The sequence below is a fragment of the Acidobacteriota bacterium genome (genome assembly GCA_003225175.1).
Lineage (GTDB): Bacteria > Acidobacteriota > Terriglobia > Terriglobales > Acidobacteriaceae > Gp1-AA112.
The window spans coordinates 36391-61578 of the sequence record QIBA01000036.1 but is presented as its reverse complement, the minus strand read 5'-3'; the positions used below and the strand labels follow the sequence as shown (position 1 = coordinate 61578).

Genomic DNA, 25188 nt, shown 5'->3' with positions numbered 1-25188 from the left:
AAATCCAACGTGGAGCAATTGTCTTGCTTGCCGACGATCTAAGCAGAGAAGGAGCCGGTTCCCTAAGGCGCGCATATGTCGCCGGCGCTAAAGCAATTCTGCGCGAAGATCCTTCGCTGAACTCCGATGCTCTGCAGCGGAATTTGCGCGAACGGCGGCCCGTAAATCCTCATGTTCCCAATGCAGAACAGTCTCTGGGTGGCAACTTCAGCATTATTGCTATTACGAAGGACGGAGCGGCAAAGATGCGAGCGCAAGCGCGAAGCTCATCCTGCTCTCTGCGCACCTGGATCATCTCGGAGTGGGACTGCCTGTCAATGGCGATTCAATCTACAACGGTGCTAACGATGATGCCTCAGGCACAGTTGCAGTTCTCGAACTTGCGCACGCGCTGACCAGTGGCCCCCCTCCGCAGCGAACCATCCTTTTTGTCTGCTACGGAAGCGAGGAACTCGGAGGCTTGGGGTCAACATATTTCCGCGAGCACTCGCCGGTTCGACTCGATCGAATTGCAGCCAACCTCGAGTTCGAGATGATCGGCAATCAGGATCCGAAAATGCCAAAAGGTAAATTGATGCTCACGGGATGGGATCGCTCAACCCTCGGTCCCACATTGTTGCAACACGGAGCGCTGCTCGGCGACGATCCCTATCCTGAACAGCATTTCTTCGAACGCTCAGACAATTATTCTTTAGCGCTTAAGGGAGTAGTTGCGCACACGGCTGGGGGCTGGGGAACGCCGCCGACGTATCACAAGCCCAACGACGATATCGTCCATCTCGATTTTGATTTCATGACGCAGGCAATCCAGTCGCTTGTCGAACCGATCCGCTGGCTCGCCAATTCTGACTTTGTTCCAGAATGGGTGCCGGGCAGAAAGCCGGACGCTGCCCGATGATTTCGTGTGCCGGTCGTTGCTCCTGTTCGTTTGATCAGTGCAATCCTGCCCGCGCGCAACGTTCTGTGAGCGTTCCGAGCAGGTATTTCACTGCATTCTCCGGATCTGCGAATCGGATGTGCATGGGAACGACGACCGGCTTGAGCGTATCGAACTGCGCGCTCAAGTTGATTGCGTCCTTCTCCGTTGTTACGAGAGCTGAGCCGTGCAGGCGAGCTCGGCTTGCGGCAAGCCTGTTCACGTCGGCCGCAGTGTACCGATGGTGATCGCGAAACGTGACTTCCTCGCGTACATCGAGTCCAGCAGATCGTAGCGCGGTGAAAAATCGTTGTGGGCGTGCGATACCGCAGAACGCAATCACTGGCACATTCAGTTCTGGAATCGTAATCTCTCGCTCGATGCGCCACACTTGAAAGGCCCCTTTTGGAAGCCAATCGAGTGGGACTGCGCCATCTATAACGACTGCATCGGCGCGTCGTAGAGATGCAGGAGGTTCTCGTAGGTGACCACGGGGAAGCAGTTCGTCATCCAGATCCTCTCGATTGAGTAGAACGATGTCGAAATCGCGATGGAGTTGGCGGTGCTGGAAGCCGTCGTCGAGCAGATGCATCGGACATTGCGAAGCTCCTATGTACTGGTGTTCCGCGTAAGTCCCAGCCGAATAGCGGTTTTCGCCCACCGTTACTGCGCAGCGCAGCTTGCGAGCAATCAGAAGAGGCTCGTCGCCGAATTTCTCTGGAGTTCCCGAAGGATCCACGCTCAGTACTCCCGAACTGGAACGCCGGTATCCACGTGAGAGGACGCTGATGTCGATTCCTCGCCCCAGAAGCAGTTCGCGGAGTGCGATCACGAACGGCGTCTTACCGGAACCACCCGCTGATATATTGCCTACGCTCACGACCGGCCAGTTCAGATGTCGAGGTTTGAAGATCCCGTGGTCATACATCGAATTGCGCGCAGCGACCACACCCCCGTAGATCCTGGCGAGAATCATGCGCCAGACACGCCCAATTGAACTGCAGTGTTGCGCCCGAGGAGTCTGCGCAGCTCCGAGAGTGTTCGTTGCGTACTGCCGCGGCCACTCTCGATGACGGATTTAGCACGCGAGCCGAAAGCGACTGCATCTTCTGGTGCTTGCAACAGGCTCAGCACTGTAGAAGTGAGTTGCTCCGCGTTGACAACGCGAACCGCGTCGCGAGCCAGGAATGTACGCACAATCTCACGAAAATTGTCGTAGTGAGGGCCGATCAGAATCGGTTTCCCGAACTGGGCGGGCTCCAGAATATTGTGTCCGCCGCGCGGAACGAGAGATCCCCCCACAAATGCCAAATCAGCGAGGGAATAGAGAGACGCAAGCTCTCCGATACTGTCGAGCAGCAGCACACCACCGCCGAGTGGGGACGAACTCCAGGAAGATCGCCGCCAAAAACTAATGCCCGAATCGCGCAGTATTTCCGCGACTGAATCGAAACGTTCCGGATGACGCGGCGCCAGAATAATCAGCGCCTGCGGCAATTCGCTGAATACCCTCTTGACACACGGAACCAGCAGAGGTTCCTCACCTTCAACCGTGCTGCCAAATACCAGCACTCGTTGGTCAGGAGCGATGGATTGGCGTAAGGCGCGTGACAGGCTGGACTCTGAGGGCGACTTGACATCGAACTTTAGATTGCCTCCAACCAGAACTTTTTCGCCCGCAGCACCAATTGCTATAAGTCGATCGCGATCGAGTTCCGTTTGCGCTAACAGCAAATCCAGGTTGCGTAGCACTTCTCGCAGAAGCGAGCGGAACCGCCTGTATCCGGGCAGTGATCTGTCAGAAATTCGCGCATTTACCACAACGACTTGCGCTTCGCCCTTTTTTGTAAGACGCAGAAGGTTCGGCCAAAACTCGGTTTCAGCCAAAATCAATATTTGAGGAGTGATCGCGTTCAAATAACGATTGATCGCGAACGGCAGATCAAGCGGCAGATAAAAGACGTTCTCTTCACCGAAACGGCGACGTGCCAATGTTTGGCCCGTGAGAGTTGTCGTAGAAACAAAGAGACGTTTTTCTGGGAACTCAGTCTTGAGTCCCTCGACAAGTCCGGCGACCGCCAGAACTTCACCGACGGAAACAGCGTGAATCCAGATGGATCTCTCGCCTGCTTTGGGAAGCTCGAGACGCTGCGCTATCGCACCGAATCGCTCCATCAATCCGGCGCGATACTTTCCTGCGCGAGCCATTCCGATCAGCCAGTAAGGAAGGCTGATCAACAGGGCGAGCCCGTATAAAAACGAATAGATCCAATACATGGGACAGACCGTGCCTGTATTGTAAGTGCCGCCAAGCCTTTCGCTCCTGGCTACAACAGATGTTCAGAATCGAACATCGCGGACCGAAGACGAACGAACGCTCTACTCTACGAGTCACGCAAGATCCCGTTTGCGCTCGACATACTGCCGATTTCTCCTGGCGTTAAACGTGCTCTGATGGACATAATTGCTCGGCAAACACCGGACGTATAAAGGATTGCGAGTGGGCAGAGTTATTCAGGAACTTCGTTATGGACTGCGCCAGTTGCGCAAGTCTCCGGCATTCACGATAACTGCGATTCTTACGCTCGCTTTTGGTATTGGCGCGAATGTAGCCGTCTTCAGCGTAATGAATGCGGTTCTTCTGAATCCCAGCGGGCTGCACAATCCACAGGGATTGGTTGCTCTCCGTGCAAAATACACGCTGGGTGGGATGAGCAATATCTCGATGTCCGCTCCGGATTTCCAAGACGCTCTCGAAGGCCGGAACATTTTCGACATGGCTGCAATTATGCGACCTGACAGTTTCAACTACACCGGGAGCGATGGGCAGCCCGTACGGCTGCAGGCGGCAAAAGTCTCCTGGCACTGGTTCGATGTCTTCCAGGTGAAACCTTATCTTGGACGTAACTTTCGGATGGAAGACGATCAGCCGAACGCAAATTATTCCGCCGTTTTGTCATATCCTACTTGGAAGCAGCGGTTCGGTGGCGATCCAAACATTGTTGGCCGCAAGCTGCAATTGAATGGGCAGGCCTATGAAGTAATCGGAGTGATGGGTCCTGAGTTCGGCTGGCCTAATCAAGCGGAGTTCTGGACCCCTCTCGCACTTCCTTCAAACCGTTTCTTCGACAAGAATTTCCGTTACAACGAAAATCTATTTGCAGTCGCACGGCTGCGTCCCGGAGCGACACTGCAACAGGGTAACGCATACCTGAATCTGCGTGCGCAAGAGCAGATCGCGAGCGAGGGACCGAATAGCTTCGGTCAGCGAGCAGGTTGGGGCATGTTTGCAATGCCGCTTGTGGACTTTGTCGCCGGCGATCTGCGCAAGCCTCTCTTGCTATTGCTCGGAGCTGTAGCTCTCGTTCTCCTTATTGCCTCACTGAACATCGCTGGACTGCAATTAGCGCGCGCGTCCGATCACGAGCGCGAAACTTCAATTCGTGTTGCGCTCGGTGCACCGAGTGGTCGTCTTATCGCGCAAGCTTTTCTCGAAAGCTTTCTTCTGGCCTGTGGAGGCTTGGCTGTTGGACTGTTGCTTGCCAAAACGGTAATTCCGCTGCTGCTGCTGTTAGCCCCGGAGAACCTCGTGCGCAACATCCAGGTGCAGCTGCAAACACCGGTACTTCTGTTCGTGAGCGGCGTTGTGTTGCTGACAGTTTTGCTCTGCGGTTCTGCGCCGGCATGGCAAATGACGCGATTCAAATGGGTGCAGGCGTTGCGCGAGAGCGGACGTTCTAACAACGCGAGCCGCGCACGACAGCGTTTACGGTCTAGCCTCGTGATATGCGAAATCGCAGTGGCGATGCTTCTGCTAGTCAGCGCTGGGTTGCTGGTTAGCAGCTTGAAGAAAGTTGAACAAGTGGAAACCGGTTTCGATCCTCATGGGCTTATGACCGGCCGCGTCTCGTTGCCGCAGAGCCTTTATTCGTCCGATGAAAAGAAATCTGCCTTCTACGCTGCTGCGCTCGATCAACTAAGAAATATTCCTGGGGTGACCGATGCCGCCTGGTCAGACGCATTGCCGTTCACGGGCCAGGGAGGCGAGTCCTCGTTTGAAATCAAGGGGCGGAAGACTGCGCCGGGCGATCCCGGTCCTCACGCGAACATCCGAGTAGTGTCTGCAGGATACTTCCGCGCCCTGCGGATTCCGATTCTGCGAGGCCGCGAATTCGCGCCTGCAGACCGGGCTGCGACACAAAAGGTCGCGATCGTCGATGAGGCTCTGGCAAAGCAGTATTTCCCACATCAGGACCCTCTGGGAAAGGAAATCGGATTCGACGAAAAGAATTACTACACGATTGTCGGATTGGTTCGACATGCGCGCGTCTCCTCTCTGGATTCCGATTCCATCGAGGGAACGTATTATTCTGATGATGCGCAGCTTCCCGATTCGGGAGCATCGCTTGTGGTCCGGACGAACCTTTCTCATCCCGAACAGCTTCAGTCACAGATTGAAAGCGCCATTCACGCCGTTGATCCCAGCCAGCCGGTCTACGATTTTCACACGATGGATGAGTGGGTTGACCAGTCGCTCGTGAGCCGGCGCTTCCTGGTCGTTCTTCTCTCGACGTTCGCCGGACTCTCCCTCTTTCTCGCAGTGCTGGGACTCTACGGTGTGGTGACCTACATGGTGAAGATGCGTGTACGCGAGATCGGAATCCGTATGGCGCTGGGAGCACAGCGCTCGCACGTACGCAGGATGATCCTGAAAAGCGGCGCGGAGCTTGCAGTGGCCGGGTCCGTTTTGGGAATCATCATTACATTCATCATCGGGCGCACGCTATCGAGCTTGCTATACGAGGTGAGCCTTTACAACCCTGCGACCTTGCTCAGCACCTCTGTGCTTCTGGCGGCGGTCGTCTTGCTCGCCAGCTACTTGCCGGCTTGGCGAGCGTCAAACCTTAATCCAATGCAGACATTGCGCGATAACTGACGTTCAGTGAAGGCGCAGTATGCTGTGTCTTCACTGGGGAGAGTCCGATCAATGTCACGGCTTCCTGTACACCTGCCCGCCCTTCATCACGAAATCGATCTTCTGCAGCATCCCGACATCTTCAAGCGGATTGCCTGGCACGGCCACAATATCCGCGAACTTTCCCACTTCGATCGAGCCAATCTGATCTGACATGCTGAGCAAATCGGCGGCGTTTCGCGTGGCCGCCTGAAGTGCCTGTGCCGCTGTCATGCCATATTTCACCATCAGCGGAAATTCGACCGCTGGATTGATCTTCCAATCGAAGCCGCCTACGTCAGTTCCAAAAGCGATCTTTACTCCAGCCTTGAGTGCGCGACGGAAGCTGTCTTCGTGAATCTTGAGCATTTGCAGCCAGACCTGCGCTCCAGCCCTGGCGCGTCCTTCCGCGACGTACTCGCCGACGTAGATGGTAGGAACGTAATAGATGCCTTTCGCGACCATGGTCTTAAGGTCAGCATCGCTGATGTAATTTCCGTGCTCGACCGAATCCACGCCCGCCTCCACGGTGTTGTGTACGCCCTGCAGGGCCATCGCGTGCGCAGCGATCTTGTGCCGCTGACGATGAGTTTCATCAACCGCGGCACGCAGCTCTTCCAGCGTGAACGTCGGAATGTCGTCAAGCACGCCGTCCGGGCGTACGTAATAGCCGCGATCGACGTAGACCTTCGTCCAGTCTGCGCCGTGTGACAATTGCTCGCGAACGGCCTTGCGCACCTCGTCCGGACTATCGACGATCTGCACTCCATGAGGAACGGTGATCTCCGGTGAATAACCGAGCAGCGGATACGATCCTGTGACGTCGAGAGCGCGGGTTGCGACTTTCATTCTTGGACCAGGAACGATGCCGCGATTGATCGCATTGCGCAGATCGACATCGGCGTATCCGGCTCCTTCGGTCTCAAGATCGCGAATTGTAGTGAAGCCGTTGTTCAGCGCCCGTAGCGCAGATTGAGTCGCCTGAATCGCGCGATAGGCAATGGATTCTTTTAGCAACTGCTTGTCATAATCTTCGGCCGTGATATCGCCCTGCAGCAGAACATGCGTGTGCGTATCGATGAGGCCGGGAACGCATGTCTCGCTATGCAGGTCGATCGTTCCTGCCGGCAGAGACCGATCAAAGAGGTTGCGCCAGTCCTGAATTGCTGCGACTCTATCATCTTTAATATCAATAAGTTGCCGAGGAATCAGCTGCCCGGAAGACGAATTGAAGACGGCTCCGCAGAACACGTGGATTGATTCTGAGACGACTGGAGATGCGTTCTGCACTGATGAGAATTGCGAGGTCAATACCAGAAGGAAGAGCAGTAGCACTTTTTGCATCAGGGTTCTTGTACTGGAAAAGGGCCAGGTTTTCAAACAGAGCACCGCAAAAACGGCAAGAGCACAGTTAAAAAAGCTCAAAGAGCCAAATACAAGGCCGAAGTCGCAGGCAGTAGAGCAGGCGAGTTCCGAAACCTGCTGAACTCGGGACGATGTACCGGCTACTGCAGCCGGAATCGCTCATTCAGCAATCTCTGAAAACGGGGGCGGTAGATTAAATCGTAGGCGAGCTCCTTGTCTGGGAACATGGCCAATGCCGCTGTCTTGGCGTTCGCAATCATCTCGGAGGCTTGTTCCAACGTCAGGTCTTCATCCTGGGCAAGGACAGACATCACCATATTCATCATTAATTGCAGCCGGCGTATCTTGCGATTCTCTTCTTCCTGTTCGATTTCGAGCTGGCTGCGTTTCTCTGGTTCCTTGTTCTGGCTGGTTTGACTCATCCGCGATATCTCCGGAAACCTGCACGGGCAAGCTCGCTCGCCTGAGCGCGACTCGTCGAAGGCCCTGATTCCACGGAGTCTACTTGGCCCAACTTTCCTTGCAGGAACATTATTAAGTTGGATGGATTTGTACTAAGGGTACGTTGCGCAGAAATTTCAGCTCGTCTGATCCATGCCTGCTGCGCTGGACGCATTGCCGGATAATACACCGCTTTTCCCACGACTTAGCTCGACGAAGTACACTGTTGGGTACTTCGGTGCATCCAACCCGCTGCACCAGTGGCACAACTTGGCTCTCGGAGCGCTTCGTCGAGGCCTCATTGGAGGAACAATGGCAACCAATTCTAATTTCGTGCCGACGCCGATCTCCGACGAGAAAGAGTTGGTAACCGTCTTCGATACGAACGACGAAACGGAAGCGCTCGTGGTTCAGGGATTGCTCGAATCTAACGGAATCGAAAGCCTTTTGACGAACTTAGACGCTCCCCAAGACGTTTTCCCCGGTGTCGGCGGAGTCGTTCTGCGAGTTCGGCAATCGGAGGCTGAAGAGGCGCAATCCGTCATCGAATCGTTCCGCAATGACCAGCCTGCTGAGGAGGAATCCAGTGAAGCGGAAATTCCATAGTTGTCCGGCGGCTCCCCCATTGAGCTGATGTCACTCCTTCCTCGTCCAGATAAAAACTGATCGCGCCTTCATAGTCCGTGCGGAAGGTGCAAGTTCCGGCTTCTCCCAAGCGCCGCAAAACCTCTCCCCGGGGGTGACCATAGCGGTTGAATTTGCCCACTGATATGAGCGCAAATTGAGGCCGAATAGCGCCAATTAAGGCAGGAATTGTGGACGTAGAACTGCCATGGTGCGCCACTTTCAGCACGTTCACGACGCCGATTTGTGGCGCGAAAAGCTTCTCTTCTCGCCGTTCCGCATCGCCTTCGAGCAGCGCTGAGGCCTTACCAAACCCGATTTTCAGCACTAAGGACGCATCATTTACACGCTTTGGCGCCATGTAAGCATCCGAAGAGGGCGCTAAGACCTCGAAATAAGCGCCTCCAAAGTCGAATTTATCGCCGGCTACGCGCTGCAAAACGGGGATTCGGAACTCCTTAGCGCGGGCTATCAGGTCGAGATAAGCCCTTACCGGAGGGCTTGGAGCCACCCATAGCTCCCCCGGATGGAAGTTTTGCAGCACGGTTTGCAGCCCTCCAAGGTGGTCTCCATGCGCATGAGTGAGCGCTACCGCGTCCAAATGCGACACTCCGCGCGCCCAAAGGTAGTTAGAAACGACCTCTTCGCCCACGTCAAAACCTGATTTAGTCGCGCCTAAAACACCTCCAGCATCGATCAAAAGCGTCTTCCCGCGCGGCGTAATTACCAAAATGGAATCGCCCTGCGCCACATCAATGGCGGTAATTTCCAGTTTTCCGGCCGCGATATCGGCCTTACGTGCCCCTACCAACGCCAAATCCGCAGCTACAAGGAGCAAGATCGAGGCAGCAAGGAGCGGAAATCTGCGCTTCGCGGTCACGAAACAAGCGACGATTGCCACGCACGAAAGCGCAATCACCCACGTTCCCGGATCCGCTACGCGCAGATCTGCGGCGCGAAAACGCGCAAAACTGACGACTCCGGCGCCCACTAAATGCAGTAGCAGCGCCGTAATAGAGCGGGGTAGGAACACAATCCAGGCGCCGATGTAGCTCAAAAGCGTGGTTGCAATGGCTACCGGAAGCAGCAGACTCATTATGGGAACCACGACGAGATTGGCGGGCAACGCCAGAGTAGTGGCGCGATGGAAATAGATCGCCATCGGCAGCGCCAACGCCGCCTGCATCAGAGCCGAGATCAGCACGAGGTCGATTGTCCGGAGCGCAAGCCTGAGTCCGCCGACAACAAGCAATTGCCCCATCCATCGCGGAAGCAGAAGCTCGATTCGGCCAAGAATCATGCGCAGCTCCAGGCGGAACTGCGCTTGTTTGGGAAGCAGATGCAAATCGTAGCTCGTGGACTCGAGATGCCTGAGCGCCTTGCGATACCCCAGGGTCGTTTGCTCCATAATGGGAATGACAATCGCAGCGATTGTGAACACGGCGAGAAAGGTCATCTGGAAGCCCGCGTCAAAGAGCGCTTTGGGATCAAGAACCAAGGCCGCCAATGCAGCAATTCCCAGCGCGTTCAGCGGATTTCGCTCGCGATAGAGCAGGCGCGCGAGCATATAGACCACGCACATCAATGCCGCGCGCAGGACCGGGGCTCCCAAATCGGTAACGGAAACGTACAAGCCAACAAAGATGACGCTCACTACAGTTGCGATTGGGTCCGGCAGACGCAGAATTCGAGCCAGCCAGAAAACCGAAAACGCCAGAATCGCTACTGCCATGCCAGAGACGACCAGCAGGTGATACGAGCCGGTACGCTGAAAGTCCAGTTTGACATTCTGCTCGAGCAGCGATCGTTCGCCCAGGATCATGGCTGCTAACAAAGCAGCATCGCTCTGACTGATGGACAAAATCTGCCAGCCGTGTCCCAGTGGCGTGCGCAATGCAAGCACATGGCGCAGTAAGCTGCGCCGCACAGCCGCGCGAAGGGCTCCCAAACGTGTTCCGCCGCTGCCCGGCAATACCTCAACCTCGGTCGACTTCGCGCTCAGTGTTGCTGCAATTCCGTTTTCCAGCAGGTAAGCACGGCGGTCAAAGACTCCGGGGTCGGCATAGGTTTGCGGTAGACGAATACGCCCTTGCATGCGAATCCGCTGCCCATAATGAAACTCGCGGGCCGAAGCGACCGTCTCTGCCTGGCCGTACAGGCCGACTCTGATTCCCAAGCGGCCGGAGAGGGCACAGGCGTCCTCAACGCAGCGAATTTGATCCGCCTCAATATCGACTTGCTGATATGTCTCCGGCGTGGTGCGTTCCGAATCGGGATCTAATGAGCTCGTCTCCAGCACAGGCAGGGCGGCGCGCGTAACAAATCCAGTCGCCTCGACCTGCTGGTTGTCGAACTCAGGCGGCAATAACTCCGTGTGGGGCGCGCTGCCGAGCTGAAAGCGCGCCATTCCCAGCATGGCGATTGCAAACAAGGCAATGAGCGATGCGGCACGAGAGCGTCGCTTAACATACAAAGTCGCGAGAATCAGCAGCAGAATCGATGCCAGAATCGGCCAGTTCGGCGGTACCCAATGCGCCGGACCAGTGGCCAAGCGCGCCCAGAGCGTTCCCAAAGCGAAACTCAAAGCCACCCACAACATCGGATGGCGCCAGGAACGGGAGAGAGGAAGAATCGACGGGGCAGGACCAGATGACGGCGCGGGAGCAATCGAGGAAGCAGCAGTAGCCAAGGCGCGGAGAGTTTACCGCATTCGCTCAAGAGCTTTCTTGAACAAAGTGTTCCGTCCGCCCTCGTAGAAGGTTAAGGACTCCAGCCTGTTAGTGATTACCAGATTCTCGATATTGAAACTTTTGGACTACTCGTCGTACTCAGTCCGCGCGGGCATCGCTTACCTTGTACCGGCCGAGGGCGGCCGGAACCACGTTGTTTCAGGGTGTCCTCGCAGAGAACGAGCTGCTCACGCGGAATATGTTGATGCGGCTGTTCGGGGGATTTGGCGTACTCGCCAATCAAACGCCAGGCCCTTCGGGCCTGGTGGCAGCGTGCGCGGCAATACTAGTTTCGGCGCAACACCGTACACGTTTCAATATGGAACGTCTGCGGGAAGAGATCGATCAAATGCATCTCCGCGATCTTCCATCCGCCGGACGTAAACTGTTTCAAATCGCGCGCCAGGGTGGCGGGATCGCAGGAGACATACACAATCTCGCGCGGCGCCAGGCGGGAGACCTGGGCCGTTACCTCCTCGCTTAATCCGGCTCGGGGAGGATCCAGGACGATCAGATCTGGTTTCAGAGTACCGGCAACGCTGCTCAGGTACGCTTCTGCGGTCTGGGACGAGACCTTAACGTTCTCAGGAATATTCGCCCGCAGATCAGCCACTGCGACTGGCGAAGATTCGACCGCGATCACACGCTCGAAGCGCCGCGCCAGCGGCACGGCAAAGAGTCCGACTCCGGAATATAGGTCAAGGGCGATTCGGCCTTTACGTTCGCCCATGGCCAGCTCAATCATGCTGGGAAGAAGAAAGCGGTTGGTTTGAAAGAACGCTCCGGCGCTCACCCGGTATATTTCCCCTGCCGCTTCGTAAGCGATCGATGCATCTCCATGCAGCGGGCAAGCTTTTGGCATTTCGGCGGTGTGCGATCGAGAGTCAACTCGCGCAAAGCTGGCTATGCCGTGAATCTCCGGCACCCCTGCGGCCAGAGCGCTGGCGAATTTGTTCAAGTCGTCGTTATTGACTCGACCGGGAAGCAAGTAGAGCTCTGCGATGAGGCGCTCGTCGTTTGCATCGGCGAACGTCTCGATCTCGCCGACCTGCTCAGGGACCTGACCCAGTTCACTTAATTTCCAGATTTGTCCCAGTGCCCGGTTAATCAGCCGAGAGCTGATCGGGCACTCGCGAACGGACAGCAGCTCATGCGAGCCATGCTTGAAGTACCCGATGGTAAAGTCGGGTTTCACCTGCAGATGAAATCTGGTGCGATTGCGATATCCGAAAGCCGGCGAAGCATGCGTCTGAATTTCGAGCTCGAGATCCAGCTTGGCGTTGCGGCGCAGCGTTTCCCGCAAGATCTCCGTCTTCAGGCGTAGCTGCTCGTCGTAGCTGATGTGCTGGTAATGGCAGCCTCCGCATTCGCCAAAGTAGGGACAAGGCGCAGCGGTACGCTTGGGCGAGGGTTGCAGCACTTTTCTGAGCTCCGCCCGAGCGAATCCCGGACGTTCTTCCGCAATGGCGGCTTCGACTTTCTCGCCGGGCAGCACATACGGAACGAAGACGGTCTTTGCGCGCGACTCGCGATCGCTCGCAAGTCGTGCCAGGCCCTCGCCGCCGTAGACCAATTTTTCAATCGTCAGTTCCACTGGCGTCACATATAGAACAGGCTGAGCCGCGGAAGGCCGTAGCGTTCCAGCAGGCGCTTGTGCAGAAACTGTTTGTGCAGCTGATCGATTTGCGGCGCGTTCATCTTTCCACGATAAGGAGCGATTTGTCGATCGGCGTCGGCGCGAATTATGAATAGTTCCTTTTCGGGAGTAGAGGTCAAGAGCGCGGCCTGGAGTTTTTCTTCCAGCACGGTGAGCCTTCGCTCCAGGTCTTCCAGGTGCAGACGTGGCGAGAGCTTCTTCTTCAGATCGTCAGAGATGGACAGCAGAGAATCCGCTGCTTCGCGCGCCGCTTGTTCTGCGACCCCCTCCAGCTCAGCCACGCGAAATAGTGCGGCGTTCTTGGTGAGGTAAGCGGAGACTTCTTCCGCCGAGAGCCCAGTATCCGAGTTGTCCTTGTCGCGTTTGCTTCCGACTGCGGCTTCCTTGATCTCTTCGGCCGCCGCGAGCACCTCCTGCGAGCAAAAGGCGAGGCTGTTCACCTTTCGTGTCTTGCTGGGCCTTCGCTCATAGCTGTCGAAGGCGGTGTCAATGCCACGCAGGACGGCTTCCAGCGGAATTCCCGCTTCCTTCCAGGTCTCGATCAGAGCCCAGTCGAGCGTGGAGAGAAGCAGCAGCGTGCCGCGCCGCCGCTGGAAGTGTTCTTCGATTTCAGTGAAGTAATTGAAGTAGTTGTGCAAGAGACTATTTGAACATGAGGAATCGGGTGATCAGGAAGAATCGGGTGATCGGGTGAAGTGAAACCCAAAAGGCTATCGGCGTTCGGCTCTCTGCCAGGAAGCTGTCCTGTGAGTTACATAGCAACCCAGAGGCCGAAAGCCGACAGCCGAGTGCCGAAAGCCTTTTTACTTCACCCGATTCTTCACATCGCTCTCTTCTCTCCCGCGCTCTGTGCTTTTTTCGCCTGCCTGGCGCCGGTGTTGCGCTCGTAGATAATGCGCATCCCGTCGAGCGTCAGCATCTCGTCGACGATGCCGATGTAGCGCGAGCCTGAAGCGATGAGCGTGGCCAGTCCGCCGGTGGAGACGATCTTTGGCTTCTTGTCGCCAATCTCTTCGATGATGCGTTCGATCAGCCCGTCGGTCAGTCCGATGTAGCCGTAGAAGAGTCCGGATTGAATGTGCGCGACGGTGTTGGTGCCGATCACGCGCGCCGGTCTGCGAATATCCACTTTGGGAAGACGGGCGGTGTGCGAGAACAAAGCCTCCGCCGAGACTCCCACTCCGGGAGCGATCACGCCGCCAAGGTATTCTCCGCGCTCTGAGATGATGTCGAAGGTTGTGGCAGTCCCGAAGTCGACGACGATGCATGGCCCGCCGTAGCGTTCGAAGGCGGCCACGCCGTTCACGATGCGGTCGGCGCCTACTTCTGCAGGATTATCGACCAGCACCGGCATTCCCGTTTTCACACCCGGCTCGATGAACAGCGGCTTGGTCTGGAAGTAGCGTTCGCTGACTTCGCGCAGGGTGGAGTCGAGTGGCGGCACAACTGAAGCAATGACTACGGCCTTCACGTCGGCAGCGTCGATCTTCTGCATCGCGAACAGATTGCGGAAGAGGACGCCGTATTCGTCCGCCGTACTGGTGCGAATCGTTCCCACACGCCAGTTTGCGACCATCTGATCGAAGCGCGGCGTCGCGCCTGACTGCTCATGGCTCGGACGATAGAGTCCCAGGACCGTGTTGGTGTTGCCGACGTCGACTACTAGGAGCATGGGAATACGCTAACATGGCGGTCGGCCATCGGCTCTCGGCTTTCGGCCAGTAAACGATTCGTATGTAAGCCAAGACGGCAAACTGGCAGAACGCCGAATGCCGACCGCCGATAGCCACTTCTCACTTCACCCGATCGCTCTCACTCCGCCAGACAACACGGTTCGCATGCTTTCTGCGGTGCGTACTCGCAGGAACCCGCGTGCGTCGAGGCCCTCGGTAATTCCGTCGTATCCTCCAGCTTCGTCCACATGCACGCGTTTGCCACGCACGTAACTGGAGATGGATTCCACTTTGCGGAGCAGCGAGTCTTGTCCCGCTGCGAGTGTGCCGCGGTATTCAGCCTCAAGCCTCTTCAGCAGCGCGATCAGCAGTTCGGTGCGCGACCATTGCTTGCCGGTTTCCATCTGCAGGGAAGTTGCCAGGCTGGCGATCTCGCTGGGGAATGACGGCTGATTCACGTTGATTCCAATTCCGATCACAGCGAAGCGAAGCTGCTCGGCGTCGGCCGAGATCTCGGTGAGGATTCCGCAAACTTTCTTGCCATCAATCAGCAGATCGTTGGGCCAGCGCAGATCGCATGAGATACCGCAGGTGCGCAGGATGGCTTCGTGCACCGCGACTCCCGTCATGAGCGACAGCCAGAGAGATTGCATCGGCAGAATCTTCGGGCGCAGCACGATGGAGGCCAGAACCGCGGTGGCTGGCTCGGAGTGCCAGTTGTGACCATTGCGTCCACGCCCGGCGGTTTGCTGGTCGGCGAAGATTACCGTTCCTTCTTCCACGCCTGCAGTGGCAGCTTGCATGGCGAGGGTGTTCGTTGAGCCCGTTTTGGGAAGGAAGTGGACTTTACCGGAGAAGAGCGTGTTTTCGAGAGCGGTGCTGAGTTCGGCCAGATCGTAGGGGACCGGGGAGTTCATCGAGGCGAAGGTGACGGTCAAGTATTTCACAGAGGCGGAGTACCGGTATTAAGGGAGTACCGGCGGCGGCAGCCGCTGGTGAAGGCGGGAACAAAGCAGAGGTCTTTACGGGCAGCCGGCGCGGTGAGGCTGGCGCGATTCGGTTATTTGATATCCTCGTGCGCCGGAGGTGGGCGCCGGGGCGCTCCGTTTGTGTTTTTTGATGATTGGACTGCTCAGAATTGTTGGTAGTGGAACAGTTTCGCTCCCGCTACCTCTCGCTTTTGGCATTCCAGTTGTGCAATCATTCTCAGCATGGCAAGCAAAAACACACCGAAGCGCGAAAAGAAAAAGCCCCCGAAAAAGAAATCCAAAACGCTGGATCGCTCGTGAGCAGAACGAGCTGTTTCGGGCCGAACACAAAGACGGAATGCAAAATCTTATCGAAAGTGTCCGAGCGCGCAATGAAGACGTGAACCGAGCTGCATTCAGAGTCATGCGCTAACGGACGGAAGGCGAACGCCTGCGATGGAAGCTGGATTAGCGGAGCGTGTCTGGACGTTGGATGAACTTGTCCGATTGTTGGGCCGCGGAGCGTGCGCCGCTTAGCCTTGTCGATTTCAAGCTGTACACTACCCAGAATTGCGTGATTCTGGCGCGTTCCGTTACAATCTAGCTTTGGACTACTCGTCCAAACCCTTCTAGAGCGTTGTCCGCCTTCGGCGGAGCCGGCTTCCTGAAGAAATCCTGGGACTTGCGGCGTTAGACGCCCGATAAAGTCTGCTGAATCTGGAGTTTGCAATATGGCACGCGTATGCGAAATCTGCGGCAAGGGGCCGCAATTTGGAAATAACATCAGCCACGCTCATAACGTCACCAAGCGGCGCTGGAACGTGAATCTGCGTTCGGTCCGGGCGGTCGTTCAGGGATCGCATCGACGCATGAAGGTGTGCGCCAGCTGTTTGAAGAGTGGGAAGGTGCAGAAGGCGTAGTCGCTGCCTGCTTAGGGTTTGCGAGCCTCCGATTTTTCGGAGGCTCTTTGTTTTTAGATGGGAAATAACGATCCAATCTGGGAAGCACCAGAATTTCAGGGCCGGAGGCCCGGTTGGCCAAACGTAGCCCAGACCCGGAAGGGCTGGGTATGCAAGGTGTGGAGACGAGCGCCATAGGCGCGACACTGCCTCTGTGGGTTTTGAATGTATCTTGATGAGTGGCGCGCCTCCGGCGCTCGGTCTCATTGCCGTTTCTACCCAGCCCTTCCGGGTCTGGGCTACGTTTGGCCAGTCGGGCCTCCGGCCCTTTCCTCATCTTCAGGTCAGAGATGCTCGCCTATCGAGACCTTCAGGCTGCTTACGCAAAATCATTCTGCGCGGTGCTGGCTCAAGTAAATTTCTTCCACGCGCTTCACAGTATCGGCCTCGTCGGGTGGTTTGTCTGGCCGCAGGCGGACTATGCGGGGGAAGCGCAGGGCGAAGCCGCTCTCGTGGCGGTCGGAGCGCATGATGTTGTTGAAGGCTACTTCGAGGACGATTTTTGCTTCTACAAGGCGGGAGTGGCCGAAGTCAGTCAGCGTGTGCTGCTTGAACCACTCGGTCATCTCCGCGATCTCGACATCGGTGAGTCCGGAGTAGGCTTTGCCGACGTTCATCAGGTCTCCATTTTCTGCGCGCACCGCGAACGTGTAGTCGCTCAGCACGCCCGCACGCTTCCCATTTCCGAACTCGACGGCGGTTACTACACAATCCAGGGTCGCCAGCTCGCGCTTCATCTTGAGCCAGGCATGGCCGCGGCGGCCGGGGGTGTAGAGGGTTTCGCGATTCTTAATCATCAGGCCTTCGTTGCCTCGGGCTCGGGCTTCCACGAAGATCTCATCGATTTCCTCGGCGCTATGGGCTTGGCATAGCGGCGCGCGCATCATGCGGGGAAAGTTGACTGTAGTCTCCTCCTGGTCAAAGGCCAGACTCGGCTGTGACGCTCGGTGCATAGAAGACGCAGCATGCTGCATCTCTGCCAGGCGCTCGATGATTTTCGTCAGCATCTCGGAGCGTTCGCGAAGTGGACGGTCGATCACGAGTTCGTTATCGGCGAAGAGAACGTCGAACGCTACATAAACGACCGGAACCTCACGCATCAGTTTGTCGCTCACACGCTTTCGTCCGAGTCGCCTCTGCAGAGCGGAGAAGGGAAGAGCGCTGCCGGTCGCGTTTTTCATATCCAAAGTTCCCCAGGCGAGAATCTCGCCATCGAGCACTAGCGGTTCTGGACTGTTTTGGAACACAGGCGGAAGCTCGGGAAATGACTCGCTGATTTCGTCCTGCGTGCGCGAGAAGATGCGGACGCGTCCTTCGCCGCAGTGCACCTGGGCGCGAATGCCGTCGTACTTGTCTTCGATTTGCGCGTCCGTGAAGTACGATGTCGCCTCTTCACTCGACTTCACTTCGGCGGCCAGCATGAATCCGAGCGGATGGAAGAGCCGCATGCGCGCTTCTTCGAGGCGGTCTTCGGCTGCGAGGCGAAGTGTTTCGCCGAGGTCGCCGAGCAGCATGTTGGCGCGACGGACGGCCAGCTCGGATTTCTCATAGGCAGCGGCGATCGCCTCTTCCACCAGGCTCTCGCGCATGCCGATACGAAGGTCGCCAACCATCATCTTGATGGCGTATTTCGCTTCCAATGCGGAGCATTGCCGCAGCAGCGCGCTCACTTGCTCCAGCTTGGCCGCAGGGCCGCGAGCTGTGGCGATGTCGTCGAGCAGCTTTGCCAAATCGGGAAGCGTGAGAACAGATCCGGTGAATTCAGCCGGCCATAGCTCGTACGCCGCTGCTCCGACGTCGCCATGGCGACGATAGGCTTCTGCCATCTCCTGTTCGGAGCGTGCGGTTAGTTGCTGCACGGCGCGCCAGACCGTCGCTCCACCGACGTTGAGCGTGCGCTCGGAAAATGCTGGATAAACGTCTCCGGAAAGGAAGATCGCTGCCAGGGAGGCGGTTTGTTCAGGCTGCTGGCGGAAGTAATCGGCGACCAGCCTGCGCTTTTCCAGCTTCTTTGTGGTCTTGGCTACTGCTTCGCAGAGCTGGGCAAAGCGCAGCATGAAGCGATGTTAGCAGGCGACCAGAACCGGAAAGCTGCCGCTATTTTATTCATGTTGCGCGACCAGCGTACTTCTGCCGTAACTTGAATCGTTTCCAAGTTGCGATAGACTCCTCGCAACAAGCAGCTACTCGTTCGTGCCAGGAGAGAGACACATGTCGAAACATTGGTTCCAAGCCGTGATCGTACTGGGCGCGTTCGCGATTGCGATTCCGCTCCACGCAGATCAGGGGAAGGGAAAAGGGAAGGGCAATCCTCACAAGAATCAAGTGGCTGACCGTGATGACGATCGCTGGGAAAGTCGCGGTGATTACGAGTACCGCAGTTACGGTCCGAATGAAGGCATGCCGCCGGGATGGAACAAAGGCAAGAAGACGGGATGGGGCAACTGTGGTATGCCGCCCGGGCAAGCTAAGAAATATGGATGCCAGAGCTATCGCTACCAGGGACGCGATTACTACTACTATCACGATGATATCGGACGCATCATCGTGCGGCGTCCGCATATCCATATTGACGTCTATTGATCTACAAAAAACAAGGCCCGATTCGGAAAGAACCGGGCCTTTGTCGCGACTGGCTCTTAACGGGGGTTCTCGTCGCCCTTCGCGACCGTCTTTGCAGTTTCACTGACTTCTTCCTTGTGGTCTGTGGTCGAGGATGCCACCTCGCCGGCTTTCGCCGCTTCGGTATCAGCCTTGATCTTTACCGAGGCCAGGATCTTTTCCAGCCGGGCAAAATCATCTTTCCTCTCAAGCTGCGAGTTTGAGCTGATCGACGCGCTCTCGCCTTCGAGCTTCTTCTCCGGCGACTTCACCGCGAGCGCGAACTCGTAGCAGGAGCTGACTTCCGCCGACTCGGGCACGAAGCGATGGTAGTACTTCGCAATGCCCTGCTCGGTTTGGCGGTCGAGCTCTGAGTATTCAATTCCGTGCACCGTTACCTTCGAGATCGGCATTGCGTCGGCCTTCTCCGCGGTTTGGGTGGAATTGCCATCGGAGATCGGCGCTGAGACTCCGGCGAACTGGTTGCACTGCTCGGCCGTCAGTCCATTGTGAATGCTCACGGCGAAGAACTCGCCAGAGAGCTTCTGCTCCTTGCTGTTGCTGGGCAGCTCAAGCATGGTCACGGTGGTTCCCCCGTTCTGGACGAAGTTCATCGGCAGCCAGTCCATTGCTATGGCCTCGAGCTCCGCGTTCTGTCCGGCTTTCAGCGCAGACTTGCGTGGATAAGCGAACGAGAAATTGGAATCGGAATCCTTGTAGAGAAGCGTGCGAGACAGCTTCCGTACTGGGCCTATCACCGATTTCTTTGCCGTCTCCGGCTGGTTTGCCGTGGCCGGCAGCGCATTGACGGGCGTCAGGGGCGCGACGCTTGCGACTGTCTGGTTAGAAGAGTTTTGCGAATTCTGGGGTTTCGATTTGGAACAGCCGAAAGTTCCCACTGCAAGTTCGAGGACCAGCAAAGCAGCGAACGCTTTGGTTGCCGCCCTGCCACTCGGAGCCACGCTGATTGGGGCGCGCTCCATTGACGTTGAAATAGAGCTCTTGAAGTTTTTCACCTGATCACCTCCGCTGCTTACGCAGTCGCTGGGCGTAAGGGCAGGTGAGGCGCCATCGGTGCGCACGTTGATTCGCAGGGAGTTAGCAGGAGCTGAAGCAGGCAGGCGCGTATCTCGGGGAACACGCTGTGGGGAGCGGGACACACCTCAAATACGAAAACCCAGAGCCAACACGAAGTCACGAAGAAGAAAGGCGGAGGTCACGAAGAACGAGAAGCTTTTTGAAATCCTTCGTGTACCTTCCTGTCCTTATGTGGTTAGTTTTTCTTGGCTGGGCTAGCTGGCTTTCTCTTCGTCCGCTGCGTCTTCGGCTGAGGAGGTGTGTCGTTGGAAGGCGGCGTCGGCGATCTCCTGGACGGCGTTCAGAAATGAAACTGTCGCTGAATTGCGTGCGAGCTGGCGTCCTTTGACCTCTTGCTGGATCGTCTGCAGCATCTCGGTAACGCGCTGGAGGCGAAGGCTGCGGGCTTCTTCGTCCACGTTGTCGCCGTGTTTAAGGCTGTCGGCCTGGAGGTAGGTCCAGAGGAGTTGGCGGACGTAGTCGATTACGGCTTTGAATTCTTTCAGCGCGACAGTGTCGATCTCGGCCAGGCGAGGTCCGGCGGCCGGTAGAGGCGATTGAATCTCCTGCTGCAGCCGGCGCAGGTCGCGCGTCGCGCTCTGAATCTTCTCAGGTAACTTGCTCATCAGAAAAGCGGATCCTGGACCGAAGTGGCGTCAGACGTTCGGGGCCAGAATGTGTACGATAATCCCGGCAGCTCTGGATGACTCACGTATAATGTAACCAGGATCTGAGTGGGTAACCATACGCAGTTACCCTTATGGCGCACTATGACTTACTGGAAGCAATATCTCCGATTAGCGGCAGCAACGCAGCTGCTCCCCGCACTTGAAAGCGGTGAGGAAACCCTCGTCGGCGGTCAGGCTGTGCTTGAGGGAGTCATGATGCGCACACCTCACGCGTGGGGGATTGCGGTACGGAAGCAGTCTGGAGAAATGGTGTCGTACTCCGATGCGCTGGAGCGTCCGTCCGACAAGCGGAAGTGGATGGGATGGCCAGTGATTCGGGGCGTCGTCACGCTGGGCTATGCCATGATGCTCGGATTTCGGGCGCTGAAGTTTTCGGTGAATGTGGCTCTGGCGGAGATGACCGGCACGGCGGAATCAAAGCCGGAAGAGAAGATAGAGATCAGCGGCTGGATGGCTGCTGCGAATGTTCTTCTCTCGGTTGGATTCTTTATCGTCGTTTATAAGTTCCTTCCTCTGCTGGCGGCGACGGGGCTCAAGCACAGTTTTCCCGCTTTAGAAAATCGAATTCTTTTCAATCTGGTGGACGGAGTGATCCGCATCGGGCTTTTCCTGCTGTTCGTGTGGGGCATCGGCCGGGCGCGGGACTTCCATCGCGTTTACGAATATCACGGCGCCGAGCACAAGACAGTTTTCGCCTTCGAAACGGGAGAGCCGGTCGACATACCGCGCGCGCAGAGCTTTGTTACCTGGCATCCGCGGTGTGGAACGAGCTTTTTGATGACGGTGATGCTCATCTGCATTGTGGTTTACAGCTTGTTCCCGATCGATAGCTTCTGGGGCAAGTTCGCGCTGCGCATCGCTGCGCTTCCGTTTATTGCAGGCGTTTCCTATGAGCTGATTCGGTACGCGGCTCGGAAGCGCAATTCGCTGTTCGCTCTGCTAACCAAGCCAGGATTGTGGCTGCAGCGGATCACGACGCAACCTCCGGCTGACGACCAGGTCGCCTGCGCGATTCTTGCTCTGGATTGCGCGCTCCAGGTTGAAAAGCAAAATGGCGGCGAACTGGTGATTGCCTAGCGGCTCCCGCCGCTCACTTTCTTTTACCTCTCTAAGTCCCCAACAGCGAATTCCCAACTTCCCAGCATGCTAGAGACGCAGCATGCTGCTTCTCTACGAGGACAGTCATCATGTTTGAACGACTTAATCAAATCGAGACCAAATACCAGGAGCTGAACGAAGCGCTGGCCTCGCGGGAGATTGTCAGCGACTCGTCTCGCTATCAGAAGACGGCGAAGGCGCACAGTGAACTTACGCCTATCGTGGAACGGTATCGCGAGTACAAGGATCTGACGCGCGGCATCGCCGACACTAAGACGATGCTGGTCCAGGAACACGATGCCGACTTGAAGGCCATGGCGGAAGAGGAACTGGCGACGCTGCAGGCGCGACTCGAGCAGACAGAGGCGGAGCTCAAGGTCCTGCTGCTGCCCAAGGATCCCAACGACGAGCGCAACGTGATTCTCGAGATCCGCGCCGGCACTGGAGGCGACGAGTCGTCTCTATTTGCCGCCGAGATGTTCCGCATGTACTCGCGGTATGCGGAATCGCAGCGCTGGAAGGTGGAAGTAATGTCAAGTTCCGAATCGGGAGTTGGCGGATTGAAGGAAGTCATTGCCATGATCGAAGGCCGCGGCGCCTACTCGAAGCTCAAGTATGAGAGCGGCGTGCACCGCGTCCAGCGTGTTCCCGAAACGGAGCAGCAGGGACGAGTGCACACTTCGGCTATAACCGTGGCCGTGCTGCCCGAGGCGGAGGACGTCGACATTAAGATCGAGGCGAAGGACATTCGCATCGATACTTTCTGCTCTTCCGGTCCGGGAGGCCAGTCGGTGAACACCACTTACTCGGCGGTGCGCATCACGCACATTCCGACGAATACGGTTGTGAGCTGCCAGGACGAAAAGTCGCAGATCAAGAATCGCGAGAAGGCGATGCGAGTTCTGCGCTCGCGTCTCTACGAAGTGGAGCTTGAGCGCCAGCAGGCTGAGCTTGCCAGGGAGCGCAAAACGCAGGTTGGCAGCGGGGATCGCAGTGAGAAGATCCGCACCTACAACTTTCCGCAGAACCGCGTGACTGACCACCGCATTGGGCTAACGATCCATCAATTGCCCGAGCTGATGGATGGCAGGATCCAGCCGCTCATCGACGCCCTGATCGCGCACTTTCAGGCCGAGAAGCTCAAGCAGGAGACAGTGGCGGTTTGAGGGAAGGAGCCTTGCGGCTCGATCTCGCAATCCGAGAAGGCACCGAACGTCTGCAGGCCAGAGCGCGGGGAGACGCTCGTCTCGACGCGGAGACGCTCATGATGCACGTGCTTGGGCGCAATAAGGCCTATCTTTACGCTCATCCCGAAGTGGAACTCGCCTGCGGTGAGCTTAATCGTTACCAGGAAGCACTTCAGCGCCGCGCGGCCGGCGAGCCGCTGCAGTACATCACCGGACACCAGGAGTTCTGGGGCCTCGATCTGCTGGTCACGCCTGCGGTGTTGGTCCCCCGTCGGGAGACGGAGCACGCGGTCGAGGCGGCGCTGGAGTTGCTGCGCGAAATCAAATCGCCGCGTGTGATCGATGTTGGAACCGGCTCGGGATGTATCGCGCTCGCGCTCGCCTCAGAGCTGCCCGGAGCAAGCCTCAACGCGGTGGATATTTCGAATGATGCGCTCGAGGTTGCGCGGAAAAATGCAAAGCGTCTCAATCTCTTGGATCGAGTGGCATTCTCGCAGAGTGACTTGCTGGGAAGTTATTTGAACGGCGCGCTAGCTTTCGATATGGTCGTCTCGAATCCGCCGTACGTCGGCGACTCCGAGGCCGATAAGCTGCAGGTGGAAGTCCGGGAGCACGAACCGCACCAGGCGCTGTTTGGCGGCGGGGTGGAAGGACTGGATATTTATCGTCGTCTCATCCCGCAGGCTGCTCGCGTGCTAAAGCCGGGAGGCTGGTTGGTGATGGAGATCGGCTACACGCAAGAGCAGGCAATTCGAGACTTGCTGAAGGATTGGAAAGATGTTCGCTGCGTCCCGGATTTGCGGGGAATACCGCGCGTGGTGATCGCTAAAGTTAGCTAGAAATCCTGCACGCCCTCCAGCACGCGAACTTTCCAACTGTCTTCTACCACCGTTACGACAGCGATGTATTTGCGTGTGACCTTCTGGGAACTCACGACATTGCTGCCATCCAGCAGCTGGATTTCGAACTGCGCGGTGTCCTGCAGTTGAACGGCAGAGCCTTCGGGCGAGTAGAAGGTTGCAGATACTTGATGTCCGTGATCGACATACCGCGTCGCCAGCCCGTTCTTCTTCTGCTCCTGCACCTGTGATAGCAGTTTGTCGTGCGCGTAGCCGACGAAGCTTTCGTCGATCAGCTCTGGACGATTCTGTTCCAGCGCGCCTTCCATATTCTTCCATGCACTTGAATAGGTTCTCGCGATCGCCTGTCCCGTCAGCTGTTCGAGGGGACGGGGCTGGATCTGCGAGGCATCGAGTCGCACCTGAACCGTATCACTGGCGGCCAGAACTCTGGAAATCAAGGGAAGCGCCACGCCGACTACCAGCGCGAAGGTAATTACGAAAATAAGAAGACGCAGCGGGATGTCAGACGCTCGCCTCATTCCCCACCTCCCCAGCGCACTTCATTTCCCAAAACGACACCAGAGGCGACCGAGATAGTCGCTCCGGGAACCGGGGGCAGCACTGCCCGGGCGATTCCCTTCTTTACGCGAGCGTCCACGGTCGAGCGACCCTTGCCAGGTTCGGCAGAGATGAATGTCACGATAGTCCCGTCAGGCACTGCATTGCCCGAGCAGTCGCGTACGGGATCAGTTGTTGCGATCAGTCCTTCTTTCTCCTTGTGCAGCTTGAAGCGCAAGTTGCAGGGCTCAGAGGCGGTTTCTTCCACCACGCGCCGTACGGAGTTATCGCCGACCCGAACTGTGAATTGTCCTGGGCCGGCTTTCGTTCCCGATCCGGTCTGGAGATAGGAGACGCCGTTCTTGGCAGTCAGGCGTTCCACTTTGGCGGGAGCGCCCGGAACGGAAAGTTCGAAAGTCACCGGGGTCGGCGCCGTGACCAGGTTCTCAAATTGGTCGAAGACGAATGCCGTGCCCGCAATTACCTTGGGCTGTCCCACGGGAACGCGGGAAGGACGCGCGAGAAAGTTGATCTTCTCGGCTGCGGCGGGTGCGACGTACAACTCTTTGCTCACGTCCGCGCCGCCTTTAATCGCGATCTGGTAATAGCCGGAGTTACGAAGTTCTTCGCCCTTAAGCTGAACGTCATCGCCAAGCTTTATCTGGCGTTTGATCGCGGTACCGGGACCAACTACGTACAGCGTTGCTTCACCGCTTCCTGAAGTGCCGATGGCAACGCTCTGCCCGGCGACTGCTTTGTCGGGGAGGCGCATATCCGCAGCGAAGCCGACGGCTCCGAGCACGCAGACAAGCACGCTAATTGTGGTTTTATGCCGCATCGTATGCATGTC

23 protein-coding genes are annotated in these 25188 nt (G+C 57.1%); 8 read left to right on the top strand and 15 right to left on the bottom strand.

Annotated elements, in window-relative coordinates:
* The first annotated feature begins 268 nt into the window (after positions 1 to 268).
* Positions 269 to 898 (top strand): hypothetical protein, encoded by a 630-nt coding sequence (locus tag DMG62_06835; protein ID PYY23693.1) that lies wholly within the window; start codon positions 269 to 271, stop codon positions 896 to 898.
* 34 nt (positions 899 to 932) lie between these two features.
* On the opposite strand, the gene lpxK is transcribed toward DMG62_06835, so the two are convergent.
* Together lpxK and DMG62_06825 are read right to left on the bottom strand one after the other, a co-directional pair.
* Positions 933 to 1892, bottom strand: a complete 960-nt coding sequence (lpxK, locus tag DMG62_06830) for a tetraacyldisaccharide 4'-kinase (GenBank protein ID PYY23692.1) — start codon at positions 1890 to 1892, stop codon at positions 933 to 935.
* Positions 1889 to 3193 (bottom strand): 3-deoxy-D-manno-octulosonic acid transferase, encoded by a 1305-nt coding sequence (locus DMG62_06825; protein PYY23691.1) that lies wholly within the window; start codon positions 3191 to 3193, stop codon positions 1889 to 1891. The genes lpxK and DMG62_06825 overlap by 4 nt, the downstream gene beginning before the upstream one ends.
* A 187-nt stretch (positions 3194 to 3380) precedes the next feature.
* Here DMG62_06825 and DMG62_06820 point away from each other — a divergent pair, with 187 nt between their 5' ends.
* Positions 3381 to 5852: a hypothetical protein gene (locus DMG62_06820; protein PYY23690.1), complete on the top strand. Its 2472-nt coding sequence runs from the start codon at positions 3381 to 3383 to the stop codon at positions 5850 to 5852.
* Between the two features lie 54 nt (positions 5853 to 5906).
* On the opposite strand, the gene DMG62_06815 is transcribed toward DMG62_06820, so the two are convergent.
* Together DMG62_06815 and DMG62_06810 are read right to left on the bottom strand one after the other, a co-directional pair.
* Complete coding sequence (locus DMG62_06815; GenBank protein PYY23689.1) at positions 5907 to 7214, bottom strand: amidohydrolase; 1308 nt, start codon at positions 7212 to 7214, stop codon at positions 5907 to 5909.
* Positions 7215 to 7375: 161 nt separating this feature from the next.
* Positions 7376 to 7657 carry a hypothetical protein gene (locus DMG62_06810; protein ID PYY23688.1) on the bottom strand — a complete coding sequence of 94 codons (282 nt, stop codon included), beginning with the start codon at positions 7655 to 7657 and terminating at the stop codon, positions 7376 to 7378.
* Positions 7658 to 7829: 172 nt separating this feature from the next.
* On the opposite strand from DMG62_06810, the gene DMG62_06805 reads away from it, so the two are divergent.
* Positions 7830 to 8282 (top strand): hypothetical protein, encoded by a 453-nt coding sequence (locus tag DMG62_06805; GenBank protein ID PYY23687.1) that lies wholly within the window; start codon positions 7830 to 7832, stop codon positions 8280 to 8282.
* Here DMG62_06805 and DMG62_06800 read toward each other — a convergent pair.
* From DMG62_06800 to DMG62_06775, 6 genes are all read right to left on the bottom strand, one after another.
* The gene (locus DMG62_06800) at positions 8218 to 10899 is read right to left on the bottom strand and encodes a hypothetical protein (protein ID PYY23686.1); all 2682 of its coding nucleotides are present in this window, start codon (positions 10897 to 10899) and stop codon (positions 8218 to 8220) included. The genes DMG62_06805 and DMG62_06800 overlap by 65 nt on opposite strands.
* Positions 10900 to 11315: 416 nt before the next feature.
* The gene (locus DMG62_06795) at positions 11316 to 12632 is read right to left on the bottom strand and encodes a 23S rRNA (uracil(1939)-C(5))-methyltransferase RlmD (GenBank protein ID PYY23685.1); all 1317 of its coding nucleotides are present in this window, start codon (positions 12630 to 12632) and stop codon (positions 11316 to 11318) included.
* Positions 12629 to 13324 (bottom strand): hypothetical protein, encoded by a 696-nt coding sequence (locus DMG62_06790; protein ID PYY23684.1) that lies wholly within the window; start codon positions 13322 to 13324, stop codon positions 12629 to 12631. Before DMG62_06790 ends, DMG62_06795 begins: the two co-directional genes overlap by 4 nt.
* Positions 13325 to 13506: 182 nt before the next feature.
* A complete protein-coding gene (locus DMG62_06785) occupies positions 13507 to 14358 on the bottom strand; it encodes a type III pantothenate kinase (GenBank protein PYY23683.1) in 852 nt (283 codons plus the stop codon).
* A gap of 126 nt (positions 14359 to 14484) precedes the next feature.
* Positions 14485 to 15276 (bottom strand): biotin--[acetyl-CoA-carboxylase] ligase, encoded by a 792-nt coding sequence (locus DMG62_06780; GenBank protein ID PYY23772.1) that lies wholly within the window; start codon positions 15274 to 15276, stop codon positions 14485 to 14487.
* Positions 15277 to 15565: 289 nt separating this feature from the next.
* Complete coding sequence (locus DMG62_06775; protein PYY23682.1) at positions 15566 to 16057, bottom strand: hypothetical protein; 492 nt, start codon at positions 16055 to 16057, stop codon at positions 15566 to 15568.
* 1 nt (position 16058) lies between these two features.
* Between DMG62_06775 and rpmB the strand changes: the two genes are divergently transcribed.
* A complete protein-coding gene (gene rpmB / locus DMG62_06770) occupies positions 16059 to 16247 on the top strand; it encodes a 50S ribosomal protein L28 (GenBank protein PYY23681.1) in 189 nt (62 codons plus the stop codon).
* A 368-nt stretch (positions 16248 to 16615) separates the two neighbouring features.
* Here the strand turns inward: rpmB and DMG62_06765 are convergent, their stop codons facing one another.
* Positions 16616 to 18343: an ATP-dependent DNA ligase gene (locus tag DMG62_06765; protein PYY23680.1), complete on the bottom strand. Its 1728-nt coding sequence runs from the start codon at positions 18341 to 18343 to the stop codon at positions 16616 to 16618.
* A gap of 154 nt (positions 18344 to 18497) precedes the next feature.
* Between DMG62_06765 and DMG62_06760 the strand changes: the two genes are divergently transcribed.
* Positions 18498 to 18869 carry a hypothetical protein gene (locus DMG62_06760; GenBank protein ID PYY23679.1) on the top strand — a complete coding sequence of 124 codons (372 nt, stop codon included), beginning with the start codon at positions 18498 to 18500 and terminating at the stop codon, positions 18867 to 18869.
* A 56-nt stretch (positions 18870 to 18925) separates the two neighbouring features.
* Here the strand turns inward: DMG62_06760 and DMG62_06755 are convergent, their stop codons facing one another.
* On the bottom strand, positions 18926 to 19969 hold the full coding sequence (locus DMG62_06755) for a hypothetical protein (protein ID PYY23678.1): 1044 nt from the start codon (positions 19967 to 19969) through the stop codon (positions 18926 to 18928).
* 210 nt (positions 19970 to 20179) lie between these two features.
* On the bottom strand, positions 20180 to 20590 hold the full coding sequence (locus DMG62_06750; protein ID PYY23677.1) for a hypothetical protein: 411 nt from the start codon (positions 20588 to 20590) through the stop codon (positions 20180 to 20182).
* A gap of 144 nt (positions 20591 to 20734) precedes the next feature.
* Here DMG62_06750 and DMG62_06745 point away from each other — a divergent pair, with 144 nt between their 5' ends.
* The 3 genes from DMG62_06745 (at position 20735) to prmC (ending at position 23777) form a co-directional block, all read left to right on the top strand.
* Positions 20735 to 21730 carry a DUF1385 domain-containing protein gene (locus DMG62_06745; GenBank protein PYY23676.1) on the top strand — a complete coding sequence of 332 codons (996 nt, stop codon included), beginning with the start codon at positions 20735 to 20737 and terminating at the stop codon, positions 21728 to 21730.
* Positions 21731 to 21840: 110 nt separating this feature from the next.
* Complete coding sequence (prfA, locus tag DMG62_06740) at positions 21841 to 22917, top strand: peptide chain release factor 1 (protein ID PYY23675.1); 1077 nt, start codon at positions 21841 to 21843, stop codon at positions 22915 to 22917.
* 50 nt (positions 22918 to 22967) lie between these two features.
* Positions 22968 to 23777: a peptide chain release factor N(5)-glutamine methyltransferase gene (gene prmC, locus DMG62_06735; protein ID PYY23771.1), complete on the top strand. Its 810-nt coding sequence runs from the start codon at positions 22968 to 22970 to the stop codon at positions 23775 to 23777.
* Here the strand turns inward: prmC and DMG62_06730 are convergent.
* On the bottom strand, positions 23774 to 24319 hold the full coding sequence (locus DMG62_06730; GenBank protein ID PYY23674.1) for a hypothetical protein: 546 nt from the start codon (positions 24317 to 24319) through the stop codon (positions 23774 to 23776). The genes prmC and DMG62_06730 overlap by 4 nt on opposite strands.
* The gene (locus tag DMG62_06725) at positions 24316 to 25185 is read right to left on the bottom strand and encodes a hypothetical protein (GenBank protein ID PYY23673.1); all 870 of its coding nucleotides are present in this window, start codon (positions 25183 to 25185) and stop codon (positions 24316 to 24318) included. The genes DMG62_06730 and DMG62_06725 overlap by 4 nt, the downstream gene beginning before the upstream one ends.
* Between the last annotated feature and the right edge of the window lie 3 nt (positions 25186 to 25188).

Excerpts from the sequence above, each read along its gene's own strand:
- lpxK (PYY23692.1), bottom strand. The coding sequence starts at position 1,892 with ATGATTCTCGCCAGGATCTACGGGGGTGTGGTCGCTGCGCGCAATTCG.
- DMG62_06825 (PYY23691.1), bottom strand. The coding sequence starts at position 3,193 with ATGTATTGGATCTATTCGTTTTTATACGGGCTCGCCCTGTTGATCAGC.
- DMG62_06815 (PYY23689.1), bottom strand. The coding sequence starts at position 7,214 with ATGCAAAAAGTGCTACTGCTCTTCCTTCTGGTATTGACCTCGCAATTC.
- DMG62_06810 (PYY23688.1), bottom strand. The coding sequence starts at position 7,657 with ATGAGTCAAACCAGCCAGAACAAGGAACCAGAGAAACGCAGCCAGCTC.
- DMG62_06805 (PYY23687.1), top strand. The coding sequence starts at position 7,830 with ATGCCTGCTGCGCTGGACGCATTGCCGGATAATACACCGCTTTTCCCA.
- DMG62_06800 (PYY23686.1), bottom strand. The coding sequence starts at position 10,899 with ATGTTGTGGGTGGCTTTGAGTTTCGCTTTGGGAACGCTCTGGGCGCGC.
- DMG62_06785 (PYY23683.1), bottom strand. The coding sequence starts at position 14,358 with ATGCTCCTAGTAGTCGACGTCGGCAACACCAACACGGTCCTGGGACTC.
- DMG62_06780 (PYY23772.1), bottom strand. The coding sequence starts at position 15,276 with ATGAACTCCCCGGTCCCCTACGATCTGGCCGAACTCAGCACCGCTCTC.
- rpmB (PYY23681.1), top strand. The coding sequence starts at position 16,059 with ATGGCACGCGTATGCGAAATCTGCGGCAAGGGGCCGCAATTTGGAAAT.
- DMG62_06765 (PYY23680.1), bottom strand. The coding sequence starts at position 18,343 with ATGCTGCGCTTTGCCCAGCTCTGCGAAGCAGTAGCCAAGACCACAAAG.
- DMG62_06760 (PYY23679.1), top strand. The coding sequence starts at position 18,498 with ATGTCGAAACATTGGTTCCAAGCCGTGATCGTACTGGGCGCGTTCGCG.
- DMG62_06750 (PYY23677.1), bottom strand. The coding sequence starts at position 20,590 with ATGAGCAAGTTACCTGAGAAGATTCAGAGCGCGACGCGCGACCTGCGC.
- DMG62_06745 (PYY23676.1), top strand. The coding sequence starts at position 20,735 with ATGACTTACTGGAAGCAATATCTCCGATTAGCGGCAGCAACGCAGCTG.
- prfA (PYY23675.1), top strand. The coding sequence starts at position 21,841 with ATGTTTGAACGACTTAATCAAATCGAGACCAAATACCAGGAGCTGAAC.
- DMG62_06730 (PYY23674.1), bottom strand. The coding sequence starts at position 24,319 with ATGAGGCGAGCGTCTGACATCCCGCTGCGTCTTCTTATTTTCGTAATT.
- DMG62_06725 (PYY23673.1), bottom strand. The coding sequence starts at position 25,185 with ATGCATACGATGCGGCATAAAACCACAATTAGCGTGCTTGTCTGCGTG.